This is a genomic window from Catenulispora rubra (assembly GCF_015356825.1).
In the GTDB taxonomy this organism is placed as follows: domain Bacteria; phylum Actinomycetota; class Actinomycetes; order Streptomycetales; family Catenulisporaceae; genus Catenulispora; species Catenulispora rubra.
This window is the reverse complement of the sequence record NZ_JAACYW010000071.1, coordinates 1-25504: the sequence shown is the minus strand read 5'-3', so window position 1 is coordinate 25504 and position 25504 is coordinate 1. Positions and strand designations below refer to the sequence as shown.

Below are 25504 nucleotides of genomic sequence, written 5' to 3'. Positions count from 1 at the left end.
CTACAGATCCTCTTCCATGGCCGCCAGCTCCTCCGGCGTGCCGTAGCTGATCGGGCCCCGGAACGTCCGACGGGCCGTCATGAACCACCATACGGTCGCGATGAAGAGCACCACCGCGAGCGCCACCGGAGCGTAGTTGAACGTCTTGTGGGTGATCGGGTACGACTGCGGCAGCAGGAACAGGATGCTGCTCAGCGTGATCCACACCACCGCGATCGTCGTCACCGGCCGGCTCCAGCGGCCCAGGTGCCACGGACCGCGCACGAAGTCGTCGCCCCGGCGCAGCCGCAGGAAGATCGGCACGCCGTAGGAGCCGAACAGCCCGATGACGTTGACCGAGACGATGGCCTGGAACGCGACCGTGTTCCACAGCGAGGGCACGCCGAGCAGGAACGCGCCGACCGCGGCGAACCACACCGACTTCACCGGCGTGTGGGTCCGCTTGCTGACCGAGCGCCACCACTTCCAGCCGGGGATCGCGCCGTCCCGGGAGAAGGCGAAGATCTGGCGGGAGTTCGAGGTCATGTTCGCCAGGCCGCAGAAGAAGATCGCGCCGCAGACGACCAGCAGCAGGATCTTCGCGGTGGTCAGGCCCAGCGCGTCGACGAAGATCTGTGCCGCCGGCTCGTTGGCCGAGGCCTCGTTGCCGTAGTTGCCCGGCGACATCGAGAACGTCAGGGCCAGGATCAGGACCAGGCCGGCGATCCAGGAGAACGCGATCGAGCGGACGATGCCCTTGGGCGCCGAGACCGCCGCGTGCGTGGTCTCCTCCGACATGTGCGCCGAGGCGTCGAACCCGGTGAAGGTCCAGCTGGTGAACAGCAGGCCGATCATGCCCGCGTAGACGCCCGACTTGAACCCGGTGCCGTTGACGAAGTGCGTGAAGGCGAAGCTCGCCGAGTTGTGGTGCGAGGGGAACACGATCAGATAGAAGGTGATCACCACGCCGCCGACCAGCAGCCAGGCGACGCTGATCTTGTTCAGCAGCGCGACCAGCCCGACGGTGTAGGTGTTCAGCAGCGCGTGGATCAGCAGGATCGCGCCGTAGATCGCCAGGATCTCCTTGGCGTTCGGGGTGTAGCTCGGCCACTGCAGGGTGGCCAGCGCCACCGCGAAGTTCGCCAGCGCGAAGTCGGTGGCCGCGGTGCCGCCGATCTGGCCGATGAAGTTCAGCCAGCCGGTGAACCAGCTCCAGCCCGCGTTGTGCCGCTTGGCCAGCTTCGCCGACCAGTAGTACAGCGCCGCCGAGGTGGGGAAGCCGGAGGTGATCTCGGCCATCGCGGCGCCGACGAACAGCACCAGCAGGCCGACGCCGAGCCAGCCGAAGACCATGATGCGCGGCCCGCCGGAGATCATGGCCAGGCTCAGCGCGGTCATCACGCCGGAGATGAAGTTGATGATCGTCGCCGAGATCGCGAAGTTCCCGAACGCGTTGACCCGCCGGGCGAGCTGGCGTGGGTAGCCGAGCTCGCGCAGTGTCTGGTCGTCGTCGGGCATCTCCAGCGAACTGCCGCGACGGCTTGTCGATGTGGCGGAGGTCGCCATCTGCCGTACCTCTTTTGGGGGGAAGGGGGGTGCGAAGGACATGCCACGCGAGGGCGGACGCGGCCGCCGGTTCAGAGTTCTGACATACAGCGCTCCCTGGCCATGGCCAGAACCTGTTCCGGATTGCCGTGCAGGGACCACGGCGTGGTCATCGCGTACGGTCCGATGACGTCGAAGACCCGGGCCGCCGGCCGCCACTGCGAGCCGGCCCACAGGGCGTGCGCCAGGTGGTGCAGGTCCGGCAGCAGTACACCGTTCCCGCCGCTCGGGAGGAACCACTGGGTGTAGCAGCGTTCTGTCTCCTGCTCCGCGTACGCGGTCGACCAGTTGCGGTAGGTCAGCAGGACTCTGTTGAGATCGTTGCGTTCCAACTGCTGGCGGAACGCCTCGATGAAGGCCACCAGCTGGAGCACCAGCAGTGCCGACCCGCTCGGCGCCTGACTGCTGATCCAGTGCGCGACCCCGGACACCGCGGACACCGACCCGCCGCTCTTCGGCCCGACCGCGGCCAGCAGCCGGTGGTGCGCCTCGCGGTTCCACGGATCGCGTTTCCACAGCTGGCCCATCGTGTGCCACGGGCCGACGACCTGGAGCTCCGGCGGGCCCGGGACGTTCTGCGGCGCGGCCGGGGCCAGGTGGAGCAGTGCGATCCAGGGCAGCGGGTCCTCCGGGAACCGCTCGGCGGTCTCCAGGCACTGCGTCCGCGCCAGATCGACGAGCCCGTCGGCCTTGGGATGGCGCGCGCGGTGCGCTTGCAGAGCCCTGATGACGTTGGCCCGCAACCGCAACAGCGCCGCCTCGGGGCTGTCCGGCTCCTCGGCCAGCCAGGCGGTGTCCACCCCGTTGGACGCCGCGATCTGGGCCAGGATCAGGTAGCGGTAGTCGCGCACGTCCTCGCCGGCCTGCCGGTCGGCCAGCAGTTCGCCGGCCAGGGCATAGCGGCCGACCCGGAGTTCCTGGGTCGTAGTGGCCAGCCGCCGGTCCAGACCCGCCGGATCCCAGACCAATTTGAGGTGGCCTTCGCCGGATCCCCTGCGCTTCACCACGGAAGGACCTCTCCCGGCACCGAGGCCCCGCGGGGGATCACCGCCGCCATCCGTGCGCTGGCATGGGCAAACAGGCCGCACAGTGTCTGCACACCGCCTGCCACCGCCTCCGTTTTGCCTGTTGTCAGGGCCCGAATCCGAACGCGGATTACCCAATCCGAAAACGCCCGGTTCGGGAAGCGCACCGACCGTGCGGCGACCATGCACGGACCATGCGACAGCAGGCCTGACCTATAAGTATGCTGGCCGATATCGCTGACTGTCCGCATACCGTCGATCGCAGTCTGGAGTGCGCACGAAAGGGGGACATTCATGGCCAAGCCCAGGCAGTCCAGGCTCCGCCGGGTGGGTCTGGCCCGCGCCCGCGAGGCGGCCGGGCTCACGCAGGAGGCGTTCGCCGCGCGGGCCGGGGTCGAGGTGTCCACGGTGGTGCGCTGGGAGAGCGGATGCACCACGCCGCTGCCCGGGAAACGGCCGCAGATCGCGCGGGCGCTCGGCGTCGGGCTGCAGGACCTGGAGCGGCTGCTGTCGCCCGAGGGGCCGCTGACTTTCGCAGGGGGCTGGGAAAGCACGGACGACGGCCGCCTGGCGGCCATCGCCGGGGTCCGCGAGGAGGTCGCGAAGCTGGCGGCCGAGTACGAGGCGCGGCCGGAGATGGGACTGGTGGTGCAGGCCGCGGGATTGCTGGGGCGGGTCGAGGCGCTGCGCGCGGCCGGGGGAGCGGGCTCGGCCGGTTCCTCTGGTTTCTCAGATGGCGCGTACTCCTTCGGCGGCGCGATCGAGGCGCCTTTGAACGCGCCTTCGTTATCGGAGCGGTTCTTGATCGGCGCCTCGCTGTCGGACGTCGCGACTGGCGCGACTGGCGCGACTGGCACGACTGGCACGACTACCGCGCCATCCGCGCAGCCCATGACGTCCGCGACCGGTGTCCCCGTCCCGTCCCGTCCCGGCGGCATGGCTCACCCGGCCGGCTCGGTCAGCCCCATCCGCTGGCGCCGCGACCTCGATGTCGCCGAAGCCGAGACCGCCCTCCTCGTCGGCCGCCTCATGTGGGACGCCGCCGGCCGCCGCGACTCCTCGACCGCCGAGGAGTTCTTCGACCGAGCAGCCCGCCGCGCCGGACAGGCCGGCGACTCGGTCCTGCAAGTCACCGCGACCCTGCGCGCGGCCTTCGTGGGCCTCTACGGCGGCGACCCGCGCGCCGGGGTCCGCCGCTGCGTGCAGGCCGCCGTCATCGCCGCACCGGTCAGCGAGGCCCTGTTCGCCCTGGCGCGCCTGCACGCCGCCGAAGGCCACGCGATCCTCGGCAACGCCGCCGAATGCGACCGGGCCCTCACCACGGCCCGCGGCGCGATGGCGGCCATCAGCCCCGACGACCCGGCACCCGGCGTCTGCACGCCCCGCACCTACCAACGCCTGGCCGGCTCGGCCTACCTGGCCCTCGGCCGCCACACCGAGGCGCGCGTCGCGCTCACCGAGGCGGCCATCCGCTACGAGCCCGGCAAGGTCCTCGCCCTGGTCCTCGGCCACCTGGCCCTGGCCTGCCTCGGCGAAGGCGACACGGACGCCGCGCTCCGCCACGTCCGCACCGCGATCGAACTGGCGGAGGCCACGCAGTCGGTGGGCGCGCTGGCCGTGGCGTCCCGGGCGGGACGGGAGATCGTGCGCGTCTCCGGCGGCACGCAGCCCGAGGCACTGGAGATCGTGGATCGGCTGCTGACAGTGCTCGCCTCATGATCGCAACCGCGACAGTGCTCTGATACCCCTGCCGAGCAGCGCCGACGGCGCAGCACGTACCGCCGAACCGGCAGCCTGGGAGAAGAGTCGCTGACCGCCCGCGCCGATGCTGACAGTATGCGGTTGTTGTTGGTGCTCGCGGTGGGTCTGCTGCCGGTCGGCGTCATCATGTGCTGGGTCGGCGCGCGCTCGCTCAGGCAGCGGGTCCGCGCGACACCCGCCGCCGAGGTGGAGATCGTCTACGACCCGGCCGACATCACCGTGGCCCGCGAACGTTTCTGGCTGGCCGAGGCAGTGGTCGCCACCCTGTGCGTGGTCACCGGTCTCGCGGTGACCGTGTCCGGGGTGGCGACGGTCGTGCTGGCGATCGTGGTTTTCGCCTGAGCGGTCAGCCCGCCACCTCCAACCCCCGCCCCAACACCGCCGAGTTGGCACTCACCACCGGCACCCCCAACTTCCGCTCCACCTCCGCGGCGGCGTCCAGGGTTCGGAAGCCGCTGCCGGGGATCAGGATCGCGTCGGTGGTCGGGGTCGCGGCGGCGAGGATCTGGTCGCGCAGTGCGGTGTGCGGGATGTGGCCCTTGGCGCCGCGGTCGAACAGGTCCTGGCGGGTGCCCGTGTCCCAGGCCGGGCCCAGGTCGTAGCGGTGGGTGCGGATGTCCGGCGGCAGGCCCAGGTACGCCGCGGTGCCGGCGACCGTGCGGTCGGTGAACCACGGCGGCGCGATCAGCAGCGGGTCGGACGGTTTCAGGGCGCTGAGACGCTGCCGAAGCGCCTCGCCGGCGGTGAACGCGGGAACGCCGGTCGCCGCCTTCACCGCCTCGGCGAAGCCCGTGTCGAACGCCGAGCCGCCGAAGACGCTCACCGACACGAAACACAGCGCCAACGCGTCAGCGCCGGCATCGCTGAGATCCGCGAGCGTGCGGCGAACCCCCTCGCTGAGGAAGTCCTCGACCGATTCCCCCAAGTACTCCTCGCCGGGAGCGCGTTGCAGAGCAAAGCGGCCCGTGACGATCTCCACTCCAGGCGGCGCGGCACGCCAGATCTCCGCCTCGGGCACCGGATCGTTGTGCACGACCAGAATGCCGAGGCGCCGCACGCCGCCGCTCATCGCGCGCCCCGCGGGCCCCGCACCGCCGTCACCGCGCCGGCGACCAGCGCGCCGGCCGCCGCGAACGCCGCCGTCGTCAGGAACGCGTTCCGGTAGGTCCCGGCCGCCGACGGCGACCCCATCACCAGCACCAGGATCGCCAACGACGCCGCCGCGCTCATGTACTGGCTGGTCGTCAGCACCGCGCCGGCCGTGCCCTGGTCCTCGTCGCGCAGCCCGCCGGTGCCGGTGACGAACATCGACGTGTACGTCAGCCCGTGCCCGATCCCGGACACCACGATCCCCGGCAGCATGTGCGTCGCGTACCCGGTCCCGCCCGCCGACGCCGCCAGGATCGCCAGCCCCGCCGCGTCCAGCACGAATGCGATCGTCAGCAGCCGCACCGCCCCCACGCGCGCGATGAACCGCCCGGCGAGCATGTTGCCCGCCACGATGCACAGCGCCAGCGGCAGGAAGCCCAGACCCGCGCGCAGCGGGCTGTAGCCGTAGCGGTTCTGCAGGATCAGGGTGATGACATAGAACTCCGCGCCGACGCTCGCCATGTACAACGCCGTCGAGGCCGCGCCGAGCCGCAGCATCGCGTTCGAGCGCAGCGCGCGGTCGATCAGCGGCGCCGCCGAGGTGCGCTCGTGCCACACGAACCCGGCGACCAGCAGCACCCCGCCCACGCCGAAGCCGATCGTCCGGCCGTCGGTCCAGCCGTGCACCGCCGCGAACGTCAGAGCACTGACGACCGCCAACGACGCCGTCGTCGCCAGCACCGCCCCGACCGTGCTCAGCGCCCGCTGGTCCCCGCGCCGGCCGTCCGACGGCAGCAGCCGCGGCGCAGCCACCGCGCACACCACCGCCACCGGCAGGTTCACCAGCATTGTCCAGCGCCACGACGCCGACGTCAGCACGCCGCCGAGCAGCGCCCCGGCAGCCAGCCCCGACGCCCCGATCGTGCCCCACACCGCCAGCGCCTTCTCCCGCGCCGGCCCCGCCTCGAACGTGCGGTTGATCAGCGCGATGATCGCGGGCTGCATCAACGCCGCCCCGAGCCCCTGCGCGCCGCGCGCCGTCAGCAGCAGCCCGCCGGAGTTCGCCAAACCGCCGGCCGTCGCCGCCAGCCCGAACAGCACCAGCGCCGCGATCAGGATCCGGCGCGCGCCATAGCGGTCCCCGGCGCGGCCGCTCACGAGCAGGAACCCCGCGAACAGCACGGCGTAGGCGGACACCACCCACTGTAACGTGTCCGGCCCCAGCTTCAGGCTGTGCCCGATGCTGGGCAGCGCGACGTAGATGACGGAGTAGTCCAGCGCGATCAGGAACTGCGCCAGCGAGAGCAGCAGCAGCCCGGCCGTTCGGGCCGAAGCGGATGACGTGTCGCGGCTGACGGCGACGTCAGAGTTCTCATATGTGGTCACGGTGACACCTCGGTGTGGGGGGAAACGGTGGTGAGGGGACGGTGTTCTTCGGGAAGGAGCAGCGGGGCGAGATCATCAGAGGTCTGAGCTGCCTGCGCGGCGCCGGCCGCGCGCAGGTCCGGGAGCGACGCGACGCCGTACGCGACGCCGACGCCGCGCATCCCGGCGGCGACGGCCATCTTCATGTCGTCGGTGCTGTCGCCGACCACGACGCAGTCGGCGGGTTCGACGCCCAGGGCCTTCGCTGCCGCGAGGGCCTGGTCGGGCGCGGGCTTGCCGGGGACGCCCGGGACGAAGCCGACCGTCACCGGGAAGTACGGCGCGAGCCCGGCGGCCTCCAGGAATTCCGAGGCACCCGCCGGCGACTTGCTCGTCACGACAGCGATCGGCCGGCAGGCGGCGACGAGTTCGTCGAGGAGCCCGCGGATCGCGGGGAACACCAGGTTCGCGGCGTGCGGCACCACCTCGTCGGCGAACCGCGCGCGGAACTCGGAGACCGCGACGCGCACCGCGGGGGAGTCCTCGTCCGCCACGAGGATTTCGGCGAAGAGCCCTGCGATGGGCCGTCCGACACTGGCTGCCAGGCGTTCGGACGGCGCGAGCGGGCACATGTCGGCGAGGATGCGGGCGATGGCGCCCGGGGTGTCGGCGAGCGTGCCGTCGAGGTCGAACAGGACGGCGGTCATGAGGTTGCGCCTCGCGCTCCGGCGAAGACCTCGGCCGCTTCGGCCGCTTCGGCCACCTCGGCCGCCCCAGCCGCCTCGACGTTGACGCTGGCAGCCGGGACACCGGCGGCCGCCGCGAGCCGTTCCTCGAACAGCCGCACCGCGAACTCCGCGCCGAGCCGCGTCGTCGACAGCAGCACCTCCCGGTTCGCCGCCGACGTCTGCCCGCCGGAGTTGCGGGCCAGCTCCTTCAACAGGAACGGCGTGATGTCCGGCCCGGTCACCCGCGCCTCCCGCGCCGCGACCTCCGCCTCGGCGATGCGGGCCTCCAGCACGTCGAACGGGACGCCGTGCTCGGCCGCGATCGGATGCGTGACGAGGAACCCGCCCTCGGCCCCGGTGTCCCAGTGCGCCAGCACCGAGCGCGCGATCAGGCCGAGGTCGTCCAGCCGGTGCGGGTTCGGCCGCCCCGAGGAGACGCTGACGTAGCCCGGGAACTCGTCGCAGCGGTAGCCGACCACCGGCACCGAGTACGTCTCCAGCCATTCCAGCGTCAGCCCGGCGTCCAGGATCGACTTCACGCCGGCGCAGAACACCGCCACCCGGTTCCGCACGAAGGCGGGCAGGTCCGCGGAGACGTCGAAGCTGGTCGCCGCGCCGCGGTGCACCCCGCCGATCCCGGCGACCGCCAGCACCTCGATCCCGGCCAGCCGGGCGCCGTGGACGGCCCCCGAGACGGTCAGCGCACCGATGCCGCCCTCGGCCGCGACCCGGCCGATGTCGCGCACCGACGCCTTGACCGCCGTCGTATCCTCGGCGACCCGCTGCAACTGCTCGTCGGTGAGCCCGACGTGCAACGCTCCGTCGAGCACCGCGATCCGGGCCGGTACCGCGCCGCCTTCGCGGGCGGCGCCGTCCACGGCCTGCGCCGACTCCAGATTGGCCGGGTAGGGCAGGCCGCCGGCGATGACCGAGGTCTCCAGGGCCAGGATCGAACGGCGGCCCAGGGCGTCGGCGACTTCCGGGCTGATGGTCAACCGGGGCATGGTTGCTTGTCCCTTCTTCGGTGGAGTGGTCTTCGGGGAGTGGTTCGGCCGGGTCAGGAAGGCGAGCCGGATCCGGCGAAGCGGCCTCGGCTCGGCACCCGCAGGTCCGGGGCGACCATCGCGGGATGCGCGCTCTGGATCAGCTCTCTGATGCGGTCCGGGGTCGGGTCGGGATGCAGGCGCACGTCGCCCAGGAACTCCATGCGCTTGAGCCCCTGCGGATCGAAGGCGTGGTGTATCCCTTCGAACTCCAACGGCGCGATCCCGTACATCCGGCACAGCAGGCGGTTGAAGACCGGCGTCACCTTGACCCATCGGCCGTCGAGGTGGATCTCGACGTACCAGTGCAGGAACACCTCCCCGCCGACCAGCGCGGTGAGCTCCGGTGAGGACAGATGGTTGCGGACCAGGCTCGAGGCCAGCCGCGACGGCACCCCGAGGTGCCGGACCGCCGTCGCGTACAGGATCGACTTGTGCAGGCAGAAGCCGCGTCCGGCATCGAGCACCGCGCTGCCCGCCAGGTCCTGGTCGCGCAGGCCGGTATCGAAGACCTCGTAGTCGATGCCGTCCCGGACCGCGTAGAACAAGGCCCGGCACTGCTCGCGGACGTCGGCACCGGCGGCACTGGCTTCGGCAGCTGTACCGGCGCCACCGGTCGCGTCGCGCGCACCCGCGGCACTGCCCGGCGCCACCTCGGCGACGAACTCCGCGATCGCCGCCGACTGGTGGTCGAGCACCGGCGTGGCCCGCAGCGTGAACTCGATCTCTGATTCGGCTTCGGATTCTGTATCGAATCTGGACTCTGATGTGGATTCGGCCTGAGATGTCGTGGTCATGGCGTCACTTCCCCGTCTTCCGGGTCCGCAGCCCCAGCAGCGCCGCGAGCCGGTCGCGCTGGATCTCGCTGCTGCCGGAGTAGATGGTCGCCGCGACGTTGTCCCGCAGCTCCTTCTCCACGCCGTACTCGCTCATGTAGCCGGCGCCGCCGAACAGCTGCACCGCGGCCGACGCCGAGGCCACCGCGGCCTCGCTGGCGACGAGCTTGGTGATGGCGATGTCCAGGGCCACGTCCTGATGGCCGGTGAGCGCCGCCGCGGTGTGCTCCAGCCACATCCGGCTGGTCTCGTAGCCGATCTTCAGGTCGGCGATCCGGTGCGAGACCGCCTGGTTGGCGGCGATCGGCGCGCCGAACTGCTCGCGGGAGTTGGCGTGGCCGATGACCCGCTCCAGCCGGCCGGCCATCTGCCCGACCGTCGCGGCGAACGAGTACAGGATCTCCCGCTTCATCACGTAGTCCAGGACCAGCAGGCCGCCGCCCTCGTAGCCGAGGAGGTGGCCGGCCGGGACCCGGACGTCGTCGAGGAAGAGCTCGCACATCGGCGACGTGCGCAGCCCCATCTTCGAGATCGGCGCGCCCCGGACGACGCCGGCGGCGTCCGTGGGCACCAGGAACGGCGACAGCGCGGTCGCGCCGGAGCCGGTCTTCGCGTAGACCACGATCAGATCGGCGATCGGGCCGTTGGAGACGTAGGCCTTCGCGCCGGAGAGCACGTAGTCGTCGCCGTCGCGCCGTGCGGTCGTCCGCATCGCCAGCGCGTCCGATCCGCCGCCGCTCTCGGTGATGGCGTGTGCGCCGATCAGCTCGCCGGCGCACACGCCGGGCAGGTACCGCTCCTTCAGCTCCGCCGACCCGAAGCGGGCCAACGGGGTGCCGGTGCTGGCCAGTTGGGTGGTGGCGCTGAACACGAGGCCGGCGTCCAGACAGTGCTCGCCCAGCGATCGCAGGACGCTGACGGTCTCGGCGATGTCGAGGCCCGCGCCCCCGTACTCGGTCGGGAACGGCAGGCCGAACAGCCCGACCTCGCCCAGCCGCCGCCACTTGTCGGCGCGGAAGCGGTGGTCGCGGTCGTCGTCGAGGTGCCCGTCGCTGAGCTCGGCGCCCAGCTGGGCGATCAGGTCGGCGAACGCGGTGCGCTCGTGCGTGGTCGCCGTCATCATCGGATCCCTTCTCGCGGCCTCGTGGAACGGCCGCCTCTCAGTAGGCGGAGAAGCCGTCCGGGCTCAGGCGGTGCTGCTCATCGCCCCGGATCGGGGGGTTGAAGACGCTGATGAGCTCCAGGTCGCCGTGCTCGGCGGCGCGCAGGATGTGCGCGTCGTTCTGGTCCAGGGCGTAGAGCACGCCGGGCACGAGCTTGTGGCGCAGCTCGCCGTCGGCGCTGACCACCTCGCCCTCGCCGGAGATGCAGTAGCAGGCCTCGATGTGGTTCCGGTACTGCAGGCGCGATTCCGAACCGGCGCGCACCACGGTGTGCGCCACGGCGAAACCGACGCCGTCGGCGGCTATCAGGAGACGGTGACTGCGGCCGTTGCCCCAGTCGACGGCGTCGACGGAGTCCTTCTCGCGGATGATCATGTTTGCCGGGCTTTCTCGGTCAGGGTCATCGGGATGGGGCTTGCGTGTGGGCTTCTATGAACTCGGCGATCGCGTCGATGCTGCGCAGTCGCTGCGGATCAAGGTCGAGCTCCTCGATCGGCAGCGCGAAGCGGCGGCCGATCCAGGACAAGAGGGAGACCAGCGTCAGGCTGTCCAGGACTCCGCCTTCGAGCAGGTCGTAGTCGGACGGGATGCGGTCGGCGTCGGGGGCGTGGGTGCTGACGAGGTGGTCGTGGACGACGGCGGCGACACTCGTTGTCGTGGTCACGGAGCGGCTCCTTCGGTGAGCAGGGCACGGATCCTGGCCCGGTCGGGCTTGCCGGTGGAGGTGCGCGGCAGGTCCAGGGAGAGCAGGTGGTAGCGGCTGGGCACCGCGGCGGCGGCCAGCCGCCGGCGACAGTGCCCGCGCAGCGCGAGGGTGTCGAGCGCGGGGGCGGCCAGGTGCTGCTCGGCGGAGCGCGGCAGCACGGCGGCGTGCAGCACCTGGCCGGCCACCTCGTCCGGCACCGTGAACACCACGGCCTCGGCCACGTCGGGGTGGTCCGCGAGCACCCGCTCGACCTCGGCCAGGCTGGTCCGGACGCCGTTCACCTTCACGATGCGGCTGATGCGGTCGACGAGGTGGTGCACGCCGTCCGCGGTGCGGCGCACGATGTCGCCGGTCCGGTAGAAGACCCGGTCCGAGTCCGGCAGCCGCACGAACGGCGAGGACTGCGGATCCTCCTCGGGATCCCCCTGGCGCAGGTATCCCGGGGTCTGGAACGGCGTGCTCACCAGCAGTTCGCCTTCGGCGTACCCCTCGCCGGTGGTCGATCGTGTGCCGCGGTCCTGGATCCTGGCCTCCACGCCGGGCAGCGGACGGCCGATCGGGACCCGCCCGGCGTCGATGTCCGCCTGGACCAGCCGGTGCCGGAAGCTGTCGTTGGTCTCGGTGCAGCCGTACAGGTTCCACACCTCGGCCCGGGGGAAGGTGCGGCGCAGCCAGGACCAGTGCTCGACTGGGAAGCTCTCGCCGGTCAGGATCACGTGCCGGACCCGCGGCTGCGGCGGCACGTCGGCCGTGGCCAGCAGGCGGACCAGCAGCGGGACCGCCTGCACCACCTCAGGGCCCTGATCGACGAGGATCCGGGCGATCCGGTCGGCGCGGGCGGCGTCGTCGGGCCGGACCAGGACGGTGGTGCCGCCGTGGATCAGCGTGCCCCACACGTCGAGCAGCGACAGGTCGAAGTTCAGCGGCGCGTAACTCAGGACCCGGACACCCGGGCCGATGCCGAAGGCGTCGGCGGCCCAGCCGGCGAAGCGCTCCAGCGCCGGCGAGGGCAGCGGTACGAGCTTGGGGACGCCGGTCGAGCCGGACGTGCTCAGGACCAAGGCGGCGCGGCGGTCGGAGGCGCGGTGCGACTGGGGCACGACGGTCGCGCGCAGCGACTCGGCGTTGCGCTCGTCGGCCTGGACCGTGTAGTCCGCCGCGGCCCGGCACAGCAGATCGGCCTGCAGCTCCGAGCCCAGCCCGCGCGGCGGGACGAACACGGTCGCGCCGGTCTCGGCCAGGGCGAGCGTCGCGGCCACGGCGTGCGCGGACTTGTCCGCCAGCAGCGCGACGGTCTGCCCGGGCCGCACGCCGTCCCGCTCGAACACGCAGCGGTGCGCGGCCACCTGCTCGGCGAGGTCGGCGTAGCTCCAGGTGCGCGCACCGTCGACGACCGCCACCGCCAGGTCCCGCCGGGCACTGATCGCGACTTCCCACATGGCTGCCTCCCGCCGATCGAATCCGTTCACTGATTCGCTTCGGATAGATCGTCTCGACGTCCGCTACCGTCCGGCGACCGCGCCGCTACCGTCCCGAGACCGCCGCGCGCCGCTGGGCGAAACGCCCGCTGCCTCAGCGCTACTCCTCGGCTACCCTGGATGATCGAGAGCCGGTGTTCGGGGGTAGGCCGTGGTAGACCCGCCGAAGACCGGGCATGTCTATCGAGTTGAGGGGGAATCGTGGGCGCGCCCGATCTCGACATCTGGATCCTCGGCCCGCTACGCATCCACCTGGGCGGCCGCGAGTCGACGCTGCGCGGCACCCGCGTCTGCCGCCTCGCGGCGCTGCTGAGCGTGAACGCCGACGCGGTGGTGCCGTACGAACGGATCGTGGACGTGCTGTGGGACGACCCGCCGGAATCGGCGCGCCAGCAGGTCCACAACGTTGTCGGCACCCTCCGCCGGGCCCTGGGCGGCGGCCTGGTCGCCACCGAGGGCGCGGGCTACCGCCTGGCGGTCCCGCAGTCGGCGGTGGACGCCTACCGCTTCCAGGCCGCCACCGCCGAAGCCCGCCAGGCCCTGGCCGAAGGCCACGACGAACAGGCACTCAGCACCCTGAACAAAGGCCTGACACTGTGGCGCGGCCCGGCCCTGACCGGCCTGCGCGACTCCCGCCTGGCCAACGCCGCGGCGGTCCTGGACGAACAACGCCTCGACGCGGTCGAGGCCGCGACCGCCATCCGCCTCCGCCTCGGCGAAGCGGCCGCCACCCTGGGCGAGCTGACCGCCCTGGTCGACGAACACCCCTTCCGCGAATCCCTCCGGGCACTACTGATGCGCGCCCTGCACGCCTCCGGCCGCCAGGCCGACGCACTGACCGTGTACGAACAAGGCCGCCGGATGCTGGCCGACGAGCTCGGCCTGGACCCGGGACCGCAGCTGCGCCGCGCGCACGAGGGGGTGCTGCGGGGTGATGCGGCGCCGGGGGAGGCGGCGGCTGACGGGGAGTCGCGCGAGCTGGTGGCGGTCGGGCAGACACGGCTTGCGCCTGAAACGTTGCAGCAGCCTGCACCAGGCCAGAAACCTCAAAGCACGCCCGAGCCGCAGCCACTCGGTATCGCGCCCGACCAACGACCGCTGCCCGCGCACTTGCCGCAGCCAACCGGCATCGAGCCTGACCCGGGACCGCGGCCCGGTTCCGGGCAGCAGCCTCGCAACGCCCAACCGGTACCCGCCCCCGCAGCAGCAGCATCTTCGCCGCAGCCAGCTGGCATCGCGCCCGACTCGGGACTGTGGCCCGGTTCCGCGCAGCAGCCTCACAATGCCGCGCCCGCCGCGGCATCCTCGCCGCAGCCAGCCGGCATCGCGCCTGGCCCAGCACCATGGCCAGGTTCCGAGCAGCAGCCCAATGGTGCTGCTTTGCTCCCTGCGCCCGACCTCCGACGCTGGTCCGGCCCCGAGCAGCGCCGCTCACCGACCCCCTCCCCGGTGGCCCTCGCCGACCCGACCTGGCCCGCCCACGATCCGCTGGTCCGCGCCGTCGAAGCATTACCGCTCCCGGTTCCCCCGACTACCACTCCCGTCCCGGCGCCCCGCGTCGACCGCTCCTTCCTGCCCCGCGACCTCGCCGAGTTCATCGGCCGCGAGCGCCAGATTCAGGACCTGGTTGCGCAGGCCCGCGCGGGTGGCCCCGCGCCGCAGGTCGCCGTCATCGACGGCATGGGCGGCGTCGGCAAGTCGACGCTCGCTGTGCACGTCGCGCACCGCCTGGCGCCGCTCTTCCCCGACGGCCACTACTTCGTCGACCTGTCAGGCTTCTGCGCCGTCACTGAACCGGTCGAGCCGGCGCAGGCGCTCGAAGCGCTGCTGCGCGCCAGCGGCCTCGCTCCGGAGACGCTGCCCGAGGGGCTGGACGAGCGCAGCGCGCTGTGGCGGGCCCGGCTGTCCGGCCGGCGTGCCCTGGTGCTCCTGGACAACGCGCGCGACGCCGCGCAGATCAGGCCCCTGCTTCCCGGCTCCGGCGAGACCTTCGTCCTGATCACCAGCCGCCGCCGGATGCCCTCGCTGGAGGGCGCCGTGCCGATCCCGCTGCAGGTGATGAACCCCGGCTCGGCCATCGCGCTGTTCAGCCGCATCATCGGCACCGACCGCGCCCGCGCCGAGCCGGAGGCGGTGGCCTCGGCCGTGGAACTCTGCGGCCGCCTCCCGCTGGCGATCCAGGTCGCCGCCGCCCGCCTCCGGGACCGCGCCACCTGGCCGGTGGAGCGCGTCGCCGAGCAGCTGGCCGGGCACCGCACCCGCTTCCTGGTCGCCGGCGACCGCGACGTCACCGCCATCCTGGCCTGGTCCTATCACCAGCTCCAGCCGCTGCCCAAGCGCCTGTTCCGGCTTCTGAGCCTGCACCCGGGCCCCGACTTCGACGCCCACTCCGCCGCCGCCCTCACCGGCGCGCCCCTGCCCGACGCCGAATCAGCCCTGGAATGCCTCTTCGAGGCCAACCTCCTGCAGGAGCGCGCCCCCGGCCGCTACCACCTCCACGACCTCGTCCACGACGTCGCCGCCGAACTCCAAAGCGCCGACGGCGAACCGGACGAGACCCTGCAGGCCTCCGAGCGCCTCATCGACTACTACCTGCGCACCGCGACCCAATGGTGCGCGACCCTCGACACCGGCCAAACCCAGGCCCCAGCCCCAGCCCCCGCGCCGTCGCAGGACCCGTATACGAAGCGGGCCAAGAACCCCCAGCACGCCGAACGCCTCCTGGAGACCGAACTCGGCAACCTCGTCGCGGTCCGCCGCCTGGCACTGGCACTCGGCTGGCGCGAACGGGCCGAAGAACTGGCGCGCGTGCTCGGTCCCCACTTCGGGCTGGTGTGACCTGGCGTGATCAGTACGTGTGGTCAGCACGTGTGATCAGTACGCGCACAGCGTCCCGGCGGCCGGCAGCGTCCGATCGATGAGGTAGCTGTTGGCGTTGCTCGCCGCGCAGGGGCTGGTGATGTACGTGCTGTAGTCGTCGCCGTTGATCGACAGCACGCTGGACCCGGGCAGCTGGGCCGCCAGCCCGAAGGCCCAGGAGTACGCGGACAGCGTCTGGTGCGTCGACTGCAGGATCAACGCCGGCGGCGCATGCTTGACCGGGCTCGCTGGCGCCGTGCTGTGCGCGGCGACAGGCCAGCCCAGGCAGCCGGTCATGTTGGTCCACGACTGCACCAGGCCGCCGAGATGCGGCGAAGTCTGACGGGCCAGCATCTCCAACTGCGCGAGCCCGGCGTACGTGGTCGCCGCCGGCGGCTGGTCCAGGCAGGCGGCGACTTGCAGCTGCGTGTGGTCGAGGGTCTTGTCGACGTCGTGCGTGAACGCGGTGGCGTCACCGGCCAGCGCCTGCTGGATGGCGGTGCCGAGAGTGGACCAGGTCACCGACTTGATGACCAGGAAGTCCTGCGTAGCGGCCTGGATGTCCTGCCCGGTCAGGGTCTGGCCGGTGCCCTTGACGGCGATCGGGGTGCGGTCGGCCTTGGCGACAAGCTGGTCGTAGACGGCGGCGACGTCCTGACCGTGCAATGCGCAGCTGTCAGTGTCGTGACACCAGCCGGCGAAGCGGTCGAAGGCCTGCTCCGCGGTGGCCATCTCGGTGGCCACGCGCTCGGTCGGCGGCAGGGCGTCGTCGAGGGCGGTGTCCAGCAGCATCGTGCGCAGGCGGCCCGGGAACATCTGGGCGTAGGTGCGGCCGAGCAGATCGCTGTATTGGATGCCGTACCAGTTGAGCTGCGTCTCGTGAAGGCCGACGCGCAGCCGCTCGAAGTCGCGCGCGGTGCTGGCCATGTCTATGTGCGTCAGCAGCGGACCGTTGTTCTTCAGGCAGTCGGCGGCGAAGGCCTGGTTGTTGGCGACCAACGCGTCGAACTGCGCCTGGTTGCTGGGCAGGTCGGTGATCCCCGGGGCCTTGGCGGGCCGCGTGCAGTGGATGGCCTGGCTGTGTCCGACGCCGCGCGGATCCATGGCGATGACGTCGAACCGCTGGCCCATCGGCGTCTGTGCGAGCCCGAAGCGCAGCGCGAAGCGGAACTGCTCGATGCTGGATCCGCCGGCGCCGTCGTTGAGGACCAGCGCGCCGATGCGGTGCGCGCCGTCCGACGCGCGGTGACGCACCATCGACAGCGAGACCTGCGGCCCGCCGGGGTGGGCGTAGTCGACGGGAGCCTTCATGGTTCCGCAGTCCATGCCCGCGAAGTCCGGATCGGTGCATGGCTGCCATGCGATGCCGGCCGCCGGGTTCGACCGCTCCGCCGAAGCTGACGAGGCGGAGGCGGGGGAGTTAGCGGCGGCCGCGGTCGGGATGGCGACGGCCGCCACCGCCGTCGCGGCGACTGCCAACGCGAAGTACCTACGCGGCCTGCGGATGTCGGTGACGCGGGGGAAGAGTCTCATCGTTCTTTCTCTCTGTCGTTACAGAATGTGTGACTGGTCAGTCAATCTTGACCGCAAAAGAAGGCCGGGCTGGCGGCCCGGCGCGAAACGCTCCTGTCCAGGTGGTCACTCCTCTGGGGAGTAGAAGAAAAGCGAGCCGACCAGGGTCTTGGCCCACGCGGCGTCCAGCAGTTGGGCGTCCAGGGCCAGAATCTGGTGGCTCAGCGCGCCGATCGCCATGAACTGCTGCACCTGATCCGGCGTCCCGCCGGTGACCGAGCGCACGAACTCGATCTCGCGGTCCGCGCCCCGTTGCAGCGCCTCCTTGACGGCCGGCACGTCGCACGCGCTCTGCCCGTGTAGCTGCACCATCAACAGATCGCGATCGCGCATGAGGTCGGCATAGGCCATGCCCAACGCCTGGAACAGCTCGTCGACCCCACCCGACGTCTCGGCGACAGCGCGCCGGAACCGGGCCAGGATCTGCTCGACACCGTGGTCCAGGACCGCGACGAACAGGTCCTCCTTGGTCGGGAACAACCGGAAGACGTACGACGTCGAGATCCCGGCACGCTTGGCGACCTCCGAGGTCGGCGTCCCGTAGTAGCCGCGCTCAGCGAAGACCGGGATGGCTGCCCGCAGGACCTCTTCCCGGCGGACCTCCGCGGTTGACAACCGTCGGCGGGACTGAGGGACGTCATTTTCCATGGGTGTGAGTGTTCACTCACTCATTCCGAAAGTCAAGCCAGCCGCAGCACCAGCGCCCCGGCGATGATCGCGGCGAACGCGACCATCTTCGGCACGGTGATCTTCTCTTTGTAGATCACCGATCCCAGCACCACGGTCCCGATCGACCCGGTGCCGGTCCAGATGGTGTAGCCGACGCTCACGTCCAGCGTGCGCAGCGCCAGGCTCAGCGTGAAGATGCCGCCGGCGGCGGCCAGCAGCGTGAACACCGACGGCCACAGGCGGGTGAATCCGTGCGTGGCGTTGGTTCCCAACGCGAACGCGACCTCGAAGACCGAGGCGATGAGCAGGTAGGTCCAGGCCATGACGAAGATCCTTCAACGGGTTGTGGTCGGAATACAGACAGAACGCGGTCGGAATATGGACGGACACGCCGGCTCAGGCCGCGGCCAGCTTGTCGGCGATCTTCAACCCCAGCACCCCGCCGATGATCAACACGAACGCCACCACCTTCGCCGGCGTCACGGCCTCGTGGAACAGCGCGGTCCCGAACACGACCGTCCCCACCGACCCGATCCCGGTCCACACCGTGTAGCCGACCCCGACGTCCAGGGTCTTCAGTGCCAGGCTCAGGAAGTAGATCCCGCCCCCGGCCGCGGCGATCGTCAGCAGGGACGGGCCGAGCACGGTGAACCCGTGCGTGGCGTCGGTCGCCAGCGCGAACACGACCTCGAAGACAGACGCGACCAGCAAATAGGCCCAGGCCATCGGAATGAATCCCCTCCGTATTGTTGCATGTACGTGCAAGTTCTTGGTGACAAAAAGCATGCACGTACAACTAAAGTGGTGTCAAGCAGCCGGCCAGTATCGCCGCCCGGCCCGAGGAGTGAACCGATGCCAACGCAGGCGGAAGCCGCGAAGCCCAGCTCAGACGCCCCCACGTGGAACCGTCTGCTGATCCTGCACGCGCACGTCGAGGGCAGGCTGGCCGCCGTCCTGCAACGCCGCCACGGCCTGGGCCTGTCCGAATACCGCGCCCTGGGCTTCCTCGACGAGGCGGAGCGAAGCGAGCTGCGCATGACCGAACTGGCCGACCGCCTCGGCCTGAACCAGAGCTCGGTCACCCGCCTGGTCGGCCGCCTCAACGCCGCCGAGTTCACCTACCGCGACCTGTGCCCGGACGACAAGCGCGGCGCCTACACCGTCCTCACCGACGCCGGCCGCGCCCGCTACCGCGAGGCCCGCACCACCTACGACGCCACCCTCAGCGCCGCCCTCGACGAACTCGCCGCCACCGATCCGGGCCACGCGGCGATCGTCGCGGCCGCCCGGAGCGCCGCGTAATACCGCGCATTACTGCGGCGTACGCTCCTCGACGTACCCGCGAAGTCCGACTTCGAGCCGATGACGAAGCAGTTCACCGAAAGCGACGATTTCACTATGGCGACGGATGAACTGGGTCTTGAAGGCGTGGACGGTGCTGAAGACCTCGAAGAGGAGCATCCCGGCGCGGTGCACCTGCCCCGCCGACCCTGGCACCGCCGGGTCCTCCGGCGCGCGGCCAAGACCGTCGCCGTCGTGTTCGTGACACTGACCATGCTCTCCGTGCCCTACAACGCCTACACCGCAGGCACCGTCGCACCGCCCCCGGGCCTGTCCTACGTCACCGCCGACGGCATCCACACCCGCTACGAGACCTGGGGCACCGGCGGCTCGCCGATCGTCCTGGTTCACGGCGCCTTCGAGGACTCCGACTCCTGGCAGAACCTGGCCACGCTGCTGGCGCAGGACCACCGCGTCTACGCCCTGGACCTCACCGGCTCCGGCTACAGCCAGCGCGTCTCGCCCTACACCCCGCAGTACATGGCCGCCCAACTCACCGGCCTGGTCGCCGCCCTGCACATCGACCGCCCGGTCCTGGTCTCGCACTCCAGCGGAGCGGCCGTCGCCGCCGAAGCGGTGCTGGAATCGCCTCACACCTACAGCGGCCTGATGTTCCTCGACGGCGACGGCCTCCCCATCCCGAGCCCCGGCGTCACCTGGCTCCTGGGCCCGCTGCGCACCTCCGTCCTGCACCTGGTGCTGCGCTCCGACTGGGCCATCCGCACGATCTACGCCTCGGAGTGCGGACCGTCGTGCCCGCGCCTCGACGCCGCCGGCGTGGAGCGGTTCCGCAGGCCGTACCAGGTGGCCGGCGCCGAACAAGGACTCTGGGACACCCTCGACACCGTCGGCGGACCGGGACTCCCCGCCTCGCGCCTGTCCCAACTGACGCAGCTGTGCCTGCCCAAGGCGGTCACCTTCGGCGCCCAGGACTCTGTGTTCGCGGCCGACGCGCCCGAAAGCATCGCCGCGAACATCGGGGCACCGGCGCCCACCGTCATCCAAGGAGCCCACCACCTGTCCCTGATCTCGCATCCGGCCCAGGTGGCGGCGTCGGTCGAAGCCCTGGTGGAACGAGCCGCACCCAACTGCTGAATCCCCACGATCAGCAGCCGGGTGCGGAGTCATCGTGCGATCAGCTCACTGTGATCGCGTCGAGGTCCGGCGCGTAGGCCGTGTCGTTGTGGAACTTGATGGTGTTGGTTCCGGCGTTGAGCTGCACCGTCACGCTCGCGGTGGTCGGAGTGGCGAAGCTGGTGCCGCTCAGGCTCTCCACGATGTCCGGCCCGCCGTTGACGCTGATCGAGAAGCTGCGGGTGCCGCTGACCAGATAGGCGAGCGTGAGCGTGTGGCTGCCGGCCGACGGCTCGGTGATGCCGTTGACCGTCACGTAGTTCGCGGCGCCGTTGCCGATGAATCCGACCTTGTGGCCGCCGGAGCACGCCGCGCACGTGGCGACCCGCGAGGCCCCGGCGATCGTGTTGCCCGACGCCTCGGCCTCGATCGTGACGCTCCCGCCGCTGCCCGCGGGCACCGCCTTGATCAGCTTCACCGCGCCGGGGCCGAGCGTGACGCTGTAGGTGCCGCTGACGGTGCCCAGCGAGGCCCCGCTCCACAGGTCGGTCGCGGTGGCGCTGCCGGAGATGCCGGCCGCCGACAGTGGCACGCTCACCGTGGTCGACCCTGTGTCGCTGTAGTTGAACAGGCCGATGACGACCCCGCCGTCCTTCTCCTTCTTGCTGTACACCTGCTGGTTGCCGTTGTTCACGATGCGCGAGGCATCGATCGCGTCCTGGTCGACAGCCAGGACGCGACCGTTCTTCAGGTAGCCGAGCTCGGCGGCGTTGAGATTCGTCAGATCGGTGCCCAGGATCAGCGGGCTCGCGGCCAGCGCCCACAGGCTCATCTGCGACTGCTGCTCGGCGTCGGTGAGGCCGGTGGCAGAGCCGTTGCCGACTTCCAGGGAGTCGTAGTCGTTGAACGCGCCGGGCCCGCCGTCCGGCTGCCAGGAGGCGACCTGCCCGAACCGGGTCTGCAGGTGGGACCAGTCGGTGAGGGTCCCGGCCGTGGTGCAGCCGCCGTAGCACTCGATGTCGCCGCCGGTGCGCCAGCCGTTGGAGTACTGCTGCCAGGTCGCGGCGCTGCCGATCGCCAGGTTGTTGGACAGCTCCAGGTGGATCGGGCGCCCGGTCTGCACGAGGGCCTTGGACCAGGCCTGGACGTCGGGGACGTCGGGGGTGCCGACGCCGTCGATCTTCACGTAGTCCACGCCCCAGGCCGCGAACTCGTCGGCCCAGGAGTCGATGAACGGCTGCGCCCCGGGCTTGCTGTAGTCGATGCCGACCATGCCCTTGCAGTTGTAGTTCTTCTCCGCGGTCGTGGTGGCGATGTCCTGCACGTGGTACGACGTGCCGAGGATCGCGCTGTTCTGCGCGACGGCCTGCTTGGAGACGCCGGGCGTGACGTAGAGGCCGAACTGCAGGCCGTCGGCGTGGACGTGGTCGGCGACCGCCTTGATGCCGTTGGCGGTGCCGGACGGCGGGAACTTCGTGGCGTCGGTGACCCAGCGGCCGTTGGCGTCGACGTTCGGGCCCTGACTTCCGGGGCACTGGTACCAGAAGTCGTCGACGTTGACGTACTGGAAGCCGGCCGCGGCCAGTCCGGAGGACTTCATGGCGTCGGCCTGGGCGTCGATCTTCGCGGCGGTCGGGTCCTTGCGGACGGAGCTCCAGCTGGACCAGCCGAGCGCCGGGGTGAGGCCGACGCCGTTGTTCTCGGCGTGCGCCGGGGCGGCGGTGCTGAGCGGGGGGAGCACGGCCGCCACCACCGCCAGGCCGACGGCCGCGGTCCAGGCCTTGATCCCGGTTCTGATCCCTCGCGGGGCTCGCCTCATCGTGGGCTCCTGCTCGGTAAAGTAGTAAAGTTGGTTTACTCGGTTTCGCAGCGCAAGCTACTGCGATTCCGGCGCCGCGTAAAGGGTCGGATGAATGATCTCAAGGTTCGATGATGGATTCACAGAAGACCCTGTTGAACTCAAGTCATCCTCGACGGTCGTTGCCGAAACCTCGGATGTTTGCTTGACTCCGCCGCATGACGAAGCGCTCCGTGCCATCCGGTGCCAGACCACTGAACTGGATCCGATCGATCGTCACCGCGGTGGCGACGATCTCACTGTTGGGTGCCGCGGGTCTGACCGCGGTCAGCCGAGCCGGCACCCCCGCGGCGGTCACCGGCCAGGTGTACGTCTCGCCGACCGGCAGCGACGGCAACCCCGGGACCGCCGCCGCGCCGGTCCAGACGATCGGCCGGGCGCAGACCCTGGTCCGCGCGCTGAACCAGAACATGACCGGCGACGTGAAGGTCGTCCTCGAAGACGGCTTCTACCGCATGGCCGACCCGCTGACGCTCACCGCCGCCGACTCCGGCACCAACGGCCACAACGTGGTCTGGACCGCGGACACCGGCGCACGCCCGGTGCTGGCCGGGTCGTCGCAGATCACCGGCTGGCAGCCGATGAGCGCCGGGAGCCCGATCTGGGTGGCGCAGGCGCCGGCCGGACTCCAGACGCGGCAGCTCTACGTCGACGGCGTCCGCGCGACGCGGGCGACCGGGGCGCTGCCCAACGCGCTGAGCGGGCAGGACTCCACCGGGTACAGCGGCGGCGGTTCGGCGATGGCCGCGTGGCGGAATCCGAGCGGGGCCAAGCCGCAGCTGGAGTTCGTGTACCGGGGCGGGCTCGGGGCGTGGACCGAGCCGCGGTGTCCGGTGGCGTCGTTCAGCGGCGCGGCGGTCGTCATGGCGCAGCCGTGTTGGACGAACTCGACGGCGCGTGCGGGGTCGTTCCCGGACGGGCGGGCGTACAACTTGGTCGGCCGCAGCTCCATCACCGAGCAGCCGACGAGTGTGGAGAACGCCTTCCAGTTCCTCGGCGCGAAGACGCCGGGGCAGTGGTTCCTCGACCAGGGTGACAGCAAGCTGTATTACGTTCCGCGCTCCGGCGAGACGATGGGTACCGCTGACGTCGAGGCGCCTGTGTTGCAGCAGCTGGTCGCCGGTGGCGGCACGGCTTCGGCGCCGCTGCACAACGTGGTGTTCTCCGGGATCCAGTTCTCCTACGCCACGTGGCTGGGGCCGCAGTTCCACACGCAGGGGACCAGCGACGGGTTCTCCGAGATCCAGGCGAACTACCAGGTGACCGGTGCGAACGGGGCGACGGCGCAGGGGTTGTGTCACGTTCCGCCGTCGAGTTACAAGCTTGGGGCGTGTCCTTATGGGGCTTGGACTCAGATTCCGGGGAACGTCTCGTTGACGTACGACCAGAACGTTCAGTTCACCGGGGATGCCTTCGTGCATTTGGGAGCGGCTGGGCTGGCGCTCGGCGACGGTTCGCAGAACGACGTGGTCAAGGGCGATGTGGTCACGGACGTTTCCGGGAACGGGATTCAGCTCGGCAATGTGGATATGCCGACGGCTACCGGGGCGTCGCAGACCTCTGGTAATTCGGTGACGGACAACCACGTCTTCGATGTCCCCGTCGAGTTCCGTGGCGGTGTGGGGATCGATTCGGGGTACACGGCCCACGACACGGTCAGCCACAACCAGATCGACCACACGCCGTATACCGCGATCTCGCAGGGGTGGGGTGGGTGGCCGGACAAGGAGAAGGAGGCGCCGCAGGCCAACTTCTCGCAGGGCAACGCCATCTCCAACAACCTGATTTTCGACCACATGAGCCTGCTGAACGACGGTGGCGCGATCTACACGCAGGGCATCACCGGGAGTTCGCTGGCCACCGGGGAACACGTCACCGGCAACCTGATCCACGACCAGACCGGTAGCGGGCACGTCATCTACACCGACAACGGGTGCACGTTCGAGACGATCACGGGGAATGCGGTCTACAACAATCCGAGCGCTCAGGCTTGGGCTTCTCGGCATTCCGACTACGCGCCGGGCGCGAGCACGACGTATGACCCGACGGATGTCGAGGGGAACTACTTCCAGAATCCTGCCGGATACACCAGTGGCGGTGGTGTGACGGTGGCGCACAACACCACGATCAGTGGGGCGTCGCAGGTTCCTGCTTCGATTACGGCGAATGCGGGGATTGAGTCGGCTTATCAGGGCGTGCTCGGGTGGACGCAGGCGCCTTTGCCGCCGGTGGGTGCGAAGGCTGTTGCCGTTGTCGGCGGGCGGGCGTTGGGATCGGCGCCGGTTGGTGCGGAGGTTGTCGCTGGCGGCGATGTGTCGGGGCCAGGGTCTGTGTCGGGGTCGGGGTCGCGGTCGGTGTCTGTGTCGGGGCTGGCGTCGGTGCCGGTGACCGTGGCGGTGAATCCGGCGTCCGCCGGGTCTGTCGGGGCGGGCTTCGCAGGGTTCAGCTTTGAGAAGGACCGGGTCGGCGCCGGGATGTTCGACGCGCACAACACCAATCTCGTCAATCTGTTCCGGCTGCTGGGGCCCGGCTACCTCCGGATCGGCGGGAACTTGGTGGACATCGTGAACTGGAACGTGGCCGGGGCTGGCGGGTCGGCGTCGGAGATCGCGCCGGGTGACGTCACGAAGTTGGCGGCGTTCGCCAAGGCGGCCGGGTGGCGGGTGATCTACGGGATCAACCTCAAGACGAACACGCCGGGTAATGCGGCATCGGAGGCAGCGTTCGCGGCGCATGCGTTGGGGAGCAGCCTTGTGGCGTTCGAGATCGGGAATGAGCCGAACGTCTACGACACCGAGGCCGCGTACGAGGCGTCGTTCAATACTTATGTCGCGGCGATCCGGGCCAAGGTCCCGCAGGCCGTGTTCGACGGGCCGGGCACGTATCGGCATGGTTCGTGGGACGCGCAATTCGCGGCCGACGAGAAGAACAACGGGCTGGCGATGCTGTCGATGCACATGTACATCGGGAGCAACACGACGGCGTCGATCGCCGGGATGCTCGCCTCCAACCCGAGCAGCTTCGCGACCGACGCGGCGGCCATCGCCAGCGCCAAGTCCGCGAACGGCATCCCCCGCTGGCGCATGACGGAGGCGAACTCGTACTTCCACGGCGGCGCCGCGGGGGTGAGCGATGTCGAGGCGGCGGCGCTGTGGTCGCTGGACTTCATGGAGGGGCTCGCCGCCGAGGGCGGGGATGGGGTGAACTTCCACGGTGGGACGTCGTCGCAGTTCACGCTGAACTACTCGCCGATCGTCTTCAACGGCCTGACGCCGACTGGCGTGCAGGGGGTGTACTACGGGGCGCTGCTTTGGAGGCTTGCGGGGGTTGGGGCGCTGCATACGACTTCGGTG

Annotated in this window: 22 protein-coding genes; 6 read left to right on the top strand and 16 right to left on the bottom strand. The window is 70.6% G+C overall.

The annotated features are described in order from the left end of the window. Both GWK61_RS21070 and GWK61_RS21065 read right to left on the bottom strand, forming a co-directional pair. Entirely contained in the window at nt 1–1545 is a 1545-nt protein-coding gene (locus tag GWK61_RS21070; RefSeq protein WP_194910605.1) for an amino acid permease, read from the bottom strand. 71 nt (nt 1546–1616) lie between these two features. Beyond that, entirely contained in the window at nt 1617–2588 is a 972-nt protein-coding gene (locus tag GWK61_RS21065) for a hypothetical protein (protein ID WP_194910604.1), read from the bottom strand. A gap of 315 nt (nt 2589–2903) precedes the next feature. Here GWK61_RS21065 and GWK61_RS21060 point away from each other — a divergent pair, with 315 nt between their 5' ends. Next, nucleotides 2904–4328 (top strand): NsdA family TPR-like regulatory protein, encoded by a 1425-nt coding sequence (locus GWK61_RS21060; RefSeq protein ID WP_194910603.1) that lies wholly within the window; start codon nt 2904–2906, stop codon nt 4326–4328. Between the two features lie 117 nt (nt 4329–4445). After that, complete coding sequence (locus GWK61_RS21055; RefSeq protein WP_194910601.1) at nt 4446–4712, top strand: hypothetical protein; 267 nt, start codon at nt 4446–4448, stop codon at nt 4710–4712. 4 nt (nt 4713–4716) lie between these two features. On the opposite strand, the gene GWK61_RS21050 is transcribed toward GWK61_RS21055, so the two are convergent. From GWK61_RS21050 to GWK61_RS21010, 9 genes are read right to left on the bottom strand one after another with little or no spacing between them, the layout of a single operon-like run. After that, the gene (locus GWK61_RS21050; protein WP_194910600.1) at nt 4717–5439 is read right to left on the bottom strand and encodes an aspartate racemase/maleate isomerase family protein; all 723 of its coding nucleotides are present in this window, start codon (nt 5437–5439) and stop codon (nt 4717–4719) included. Continuing rightward, complete coding sequence (locus GWK61_RS21045) at nt 5436–6845, bottom strand: MFS transporter (protein ID WP_194910598.1); 1410 nt, start codon at nt 6843–6845, stop codon at nt 5436–5438. The genes GWK61_RS21050 and GWK61_RS21045 overlap by 4 nt, the downstream gene beginning before the upstream one ends. Continuing rightward, nucleotides 6842–7531, bottom strand: a complete 690-nt coding sequence (locus GWK61_RS21040) for an HAD family hydrolase (RefSeq protein WP_194910596.1) — start codon at nt 7529–7531, stop codon at nt 6842–6844. Before GWK61_RS21040 ends, GWK61_RS21045 begins: the two co-directional genes overlap by 4 nt. Further along, a complete protein-coding gene (locus tag GWK61_RS21035; RefSeq protein ID WP_194910594.1) occupies nt 7528–8556 on the bottom strand; it encodes a pseudouridine-5'-phosphate glycosidase in 1029 nt (342 codons plus the stop codon). The genes GWK61_RS21040 and GWK61_RS21035 overlap by 4 nt, the downstream gene beginning before the upstream one ends. A 53-nt stretch (nt 8557–8609) precedes the next feature. Continuing rightward, nucleotides 8610–9392 carry a transglutaminase-like domain-containing protein gene (locus GWK61_RS21030; protein ID WP_194910593.1) on the bottom strand — a complete coding sequence of 261 codons (783 nt, stop codon included), beginning with the start codon at nt 9390–9392 and terminating at the stop codon, nt 8610–8612. Between the two features lie 4 nt (nt 9393–9396). Continuing rightward, nucleotides 9397–10551 carry an acyl-CoA dehydrogenase family protein gene (locus GWK61_RS21025; RefSeq protein WP_194910591.1) on the bottom strand — a complete coding sequence of 385 codons (1155 nt, stop codon included), beginning with the start codon at nt 10549–10551 and terminating at the stop codon, nt 9397–9399. Between the two features lie 40 nt (nt 10552–10591). After that, entirely contained in the window at nt 10592–10969 is a 378-nt protein-coding gene (locus GWK61_RS21020; RefSeq protein WP_194910589.1) for an ectoine synthase, read from the bottom strand. Nucleotides 10970–10994: 25 nt separating this feature from the next. Then, nucleotides 10995–11258: a phosphopantetheine-binding protein gene (locus tag GWK61_RS56655; protein ID WP_194910587.1), complete on the bottom strand. Its 264-nt coding sequence runs from the start codon at nt 11256–11258 to the stop codon at nt 10995–10997. Further along, on the bottom strand, nt 11255–12739 hold the full coding sequence (locus GWK61_RS21010) for an AMP-binding protein (RefSeq protein ID WP_194910585.1): 1485 nt from the start codon (nt 12737–12739) through the stop codon (nt 11255–11257). Before GWK61_RS21010 ends, GWK61_RS56655 begins: the two co-directional genes overlap by 4 nt. 240 nt (nt 12740–12979) lie before the next feature. On the opposite strand from GWK61_RS21010, the gene GWK61_RS21005 reads away from it, so the two are divergent. Continuing rightward, nucleotides 12980–15616, top strand: coding sequence for an AfsR/SARP family transcriptional regulator (locus GWK61_RS21005; protein WP_194910583.1), 2637 nt, complete (start codon nt 12980–12982; stop codon nt 15614–15616). A 36-nt stretch (nt 15617–15652) separates the two neighbouring features. Here GWK61_RS21005 and GWK61_RS21000 read toward each other — a convergent pair whose 3' ends face one another. From GWK61_RS21000 to GWK61_RS20985, 4 genes are all read right to left on the bottom strand, one after another. After that, complete coding sequence (locus GWK61_RS21000) at nt 15653–17170, bottom strand: alpha/beta fold hydrolase (RefSeq protein WP_194910581.1); 1518 nt, start codon at nt 17168–17170, stop codon at nt 15653–15655. Between the two features lie 105 nt (nt 17171–17275). Further along, a complete protein-coding gene (locus GWK61_RS20995) occupies nt 17276–17857 on the bottom strand; it encodes a TetR/AcrR family transcriptional regulator (RefSeq protein WP_194910579.1) in 582 nt (193 codons plus the stop codon). A 32-nt stretch (nt 17858–17889) separates the two neighbouring features. Next, nucleotides 17890–18201, bottom strand: coding sequence for a DMT family transporter (locus GWK61_RS20990; protein ID WP_194910577.1), 312 nt, complete (start codon nt 18199–18201; stop codon nt 17890–17892). A 73-nt stretch (nt 18202–18274) separates the two neighbouring features. Continuing rightward, a complete protein-coding gene (locus GWK61_RS20985) occupies nt 18275–18604 on the bottom strand; it encodes a DMT family transporter (RefSeq protein ID WP_194910576.1) in 330 nt (109 codons plus the stop codon). A gap of 126 nt (nt 18605–18730) precedes the next feature. Here GWK61_RS20985 and GWK61_RS20980 point away from each other — a divergent pair, with 126 nt between their 5' ends. Both GWK61_RS20980 and GWK61_RS20975 read left to right on the top strand, forming a co-directional pair. Next, nucleotides 18731–19180, top strand: coding sequence for a MarR family winged helix-turn-helix transcriptional regulator (locus GWK61_RS20980; RefSeq protein ID WP_194910574.1), 450 nt, complete (start codon nt 18731–18733; stop codon nt 19178–19180). A gap of 96 nt (nt 19181–19276) precedes the next feature. Next, nucleotides 19277–20314 (top strand): alpha/beta fold hydrolase, encoded by a 1038-nt coding sequence (locus tag GWK61_RS20975; RefSeq protein WP_194910573.1) that lies wholly within the window; start codon nt 19277–19279, stop codon nt 20312–20314. Nucleotides 20315–20354: 40 nt separating this feature from the next. Here GWK61_RS20975 and GWK61_RS20970 read toward each other — a convergent pair whose 3' ends face one another. Continuing rightward, nucleotides 20355–22112: an alpha-galactosidase D gene (locus GWK61_RS20970; RefSeq protein WP_194910570.1), complete on the bottom strand. Its 1758-nt coding sequence runs from the start codon at nt 22110–22112 to the stop codon at nt 20355–20357. A 197-nt stretch (nt 22113–22309) separates the two neighbouring features. Between GWK61_RS20970 and GWK61_RS56650 the strand changes: the two genes are divergently transcribed. Beyond that, the coding region (locus GWK61_RS56650) for a right-handed parallel beta-helix repeat-containing protein (protein WP_228562674.1) at nt 22310–25504 on the top strand (3195 nt) is incomplete at its 3' end.

What these genes read in the sequence shown, in the direction of transcription:
- GWK61_RS21070 (WP_194910605.1), bottom strand. Translation starts at nt 1,545, where the DNA reads ATGGCGACCTCCGCCACATCGACAAGCCGTCGCGGCAGTTCGCTGGAG.
- GWK61_RS21060 (WP_194910603.1), top strand. Translation starts at nt 2,904, where the DNA reads ATGGCCAAGCCCAGGCAGTCCAGGCTCCGCCGGGTGGGTCTGGCCCGC.
- GWK61_RS21055 (WP_194910601.1), top strand. Translation starts at nt 4,446, where the DNA reads ATGCGGTTGTTGTTGGTGCTCGCGGTGGGTCTGCTGCCGGTCGGCGTC.
- GWK61_RS21050 (WP_194910600.1), bottom strand. Translation starts at nt 5,439, where the DNA reads ATGAGCGGCGGCGTGCGGCGCCTCGGCATTCTGGTCGTGCACAACGAT.
- GWK61_RS21040 (WP_194910596.1), bottom strand. Translation starts at nt 7,531, where the DNA reads ATGACCGCCGTCCTGTTCGACCTCGACGGCACGCTCGCCGACACCCCG.
- GWK61_RS21035 (WP_194910594.1), bottom strand. Translation starts at nt 8,556, where the DNA reads ATGCCCCGGTTGACCATCAGCCCGGAAGTCGCCGACGCCCTGGGCCGC.
- GWK61_RS21030 (WP_194910593.1), bottom strand. Translation starts at nt 9,392, where the DNA reads ATGACCACGACATCTCAGGCCGAATCCACATCAGAGTCCAGATTCGAT.
- GWK61_RS21025 (WP_194910591.1), bottom strand. Translation starts at nt 10,551, where the DNA reads ATGACGGCGACCACGCACGAGCGCACCGCGTTCGCCGACCTGATCGCC.
- GWK61_RS21020 (WP_194910589.1), bottom strand. Translation starts at nt 10,969, where the DNA reads ATGATCATCCGCGAGAAGGACTCCGTCGACGCCGTCGACTGGGGCAAC.
- GWK61_RS21010 (WP_194910585.1), bottom strand. Translation starts at nt 12,739, where the DNA reads ATGTGGGAAGTCGCGATCAGTGCCCGGCGGGACCTGGCGGTGGCGGTC.
- GWK61_RS21000 (WP_194910581.1), bottom strand. Translation starts at nt 17,170, where the DNA reads ATGAGACTCTTCCCCCGCGTCACCGACATCCGCAGGCCGCGTAGGTAC.
- GWK61_RS20995 (WP_194910579.1), bottom strand. Translation starts at nt 17,857, where the DNA reads ATGGAAAATGACGTCCCTCAGTCCCGCCGACGGTTGTCAACCGCGGAG.
- GWK61_RS20990 (WP_194910577.1), bottom strand. Translation starts at nt 18,201, where the DNA reads ATGGCCTGGACCTACCTGCTCATCGCCTCGGTCTTCGAGGTCGCGTTC.
- GWK61_RS20985 (WP_194910576.1), bottom strand. Translation starts at nt 18,604, where the DNA reads ATGGCCTGGGCCTATTTGCTGGTCGCGTCTGTCTTCGAGGTCGTGTTC.
- GWK61_RS20980 (WP_194910574.1), top strand. Translation starts at nt 18,731, where the DNA reads ATGCCAACGCAGGCGGAAGCCGCGAAGCCCAGCTCAGACGCCCCCACG.
- GWK61_RS20975 (WP_194910573.1), top strand. Translation starts at nt 19,277, where the DNA reads ATGGCGACGGATGAACTGGGTCTTGAAGGCGTGGACGGTGCTGAAGAC.
- GWK61_RS20970 (WP_194910570.1), bottom strand. Translation starts at nt 22,112, where the DNA reads ATGAGGCGAGCCCCGCGAGGGATCAGAACCGGGATCAAGGCCTGGACC.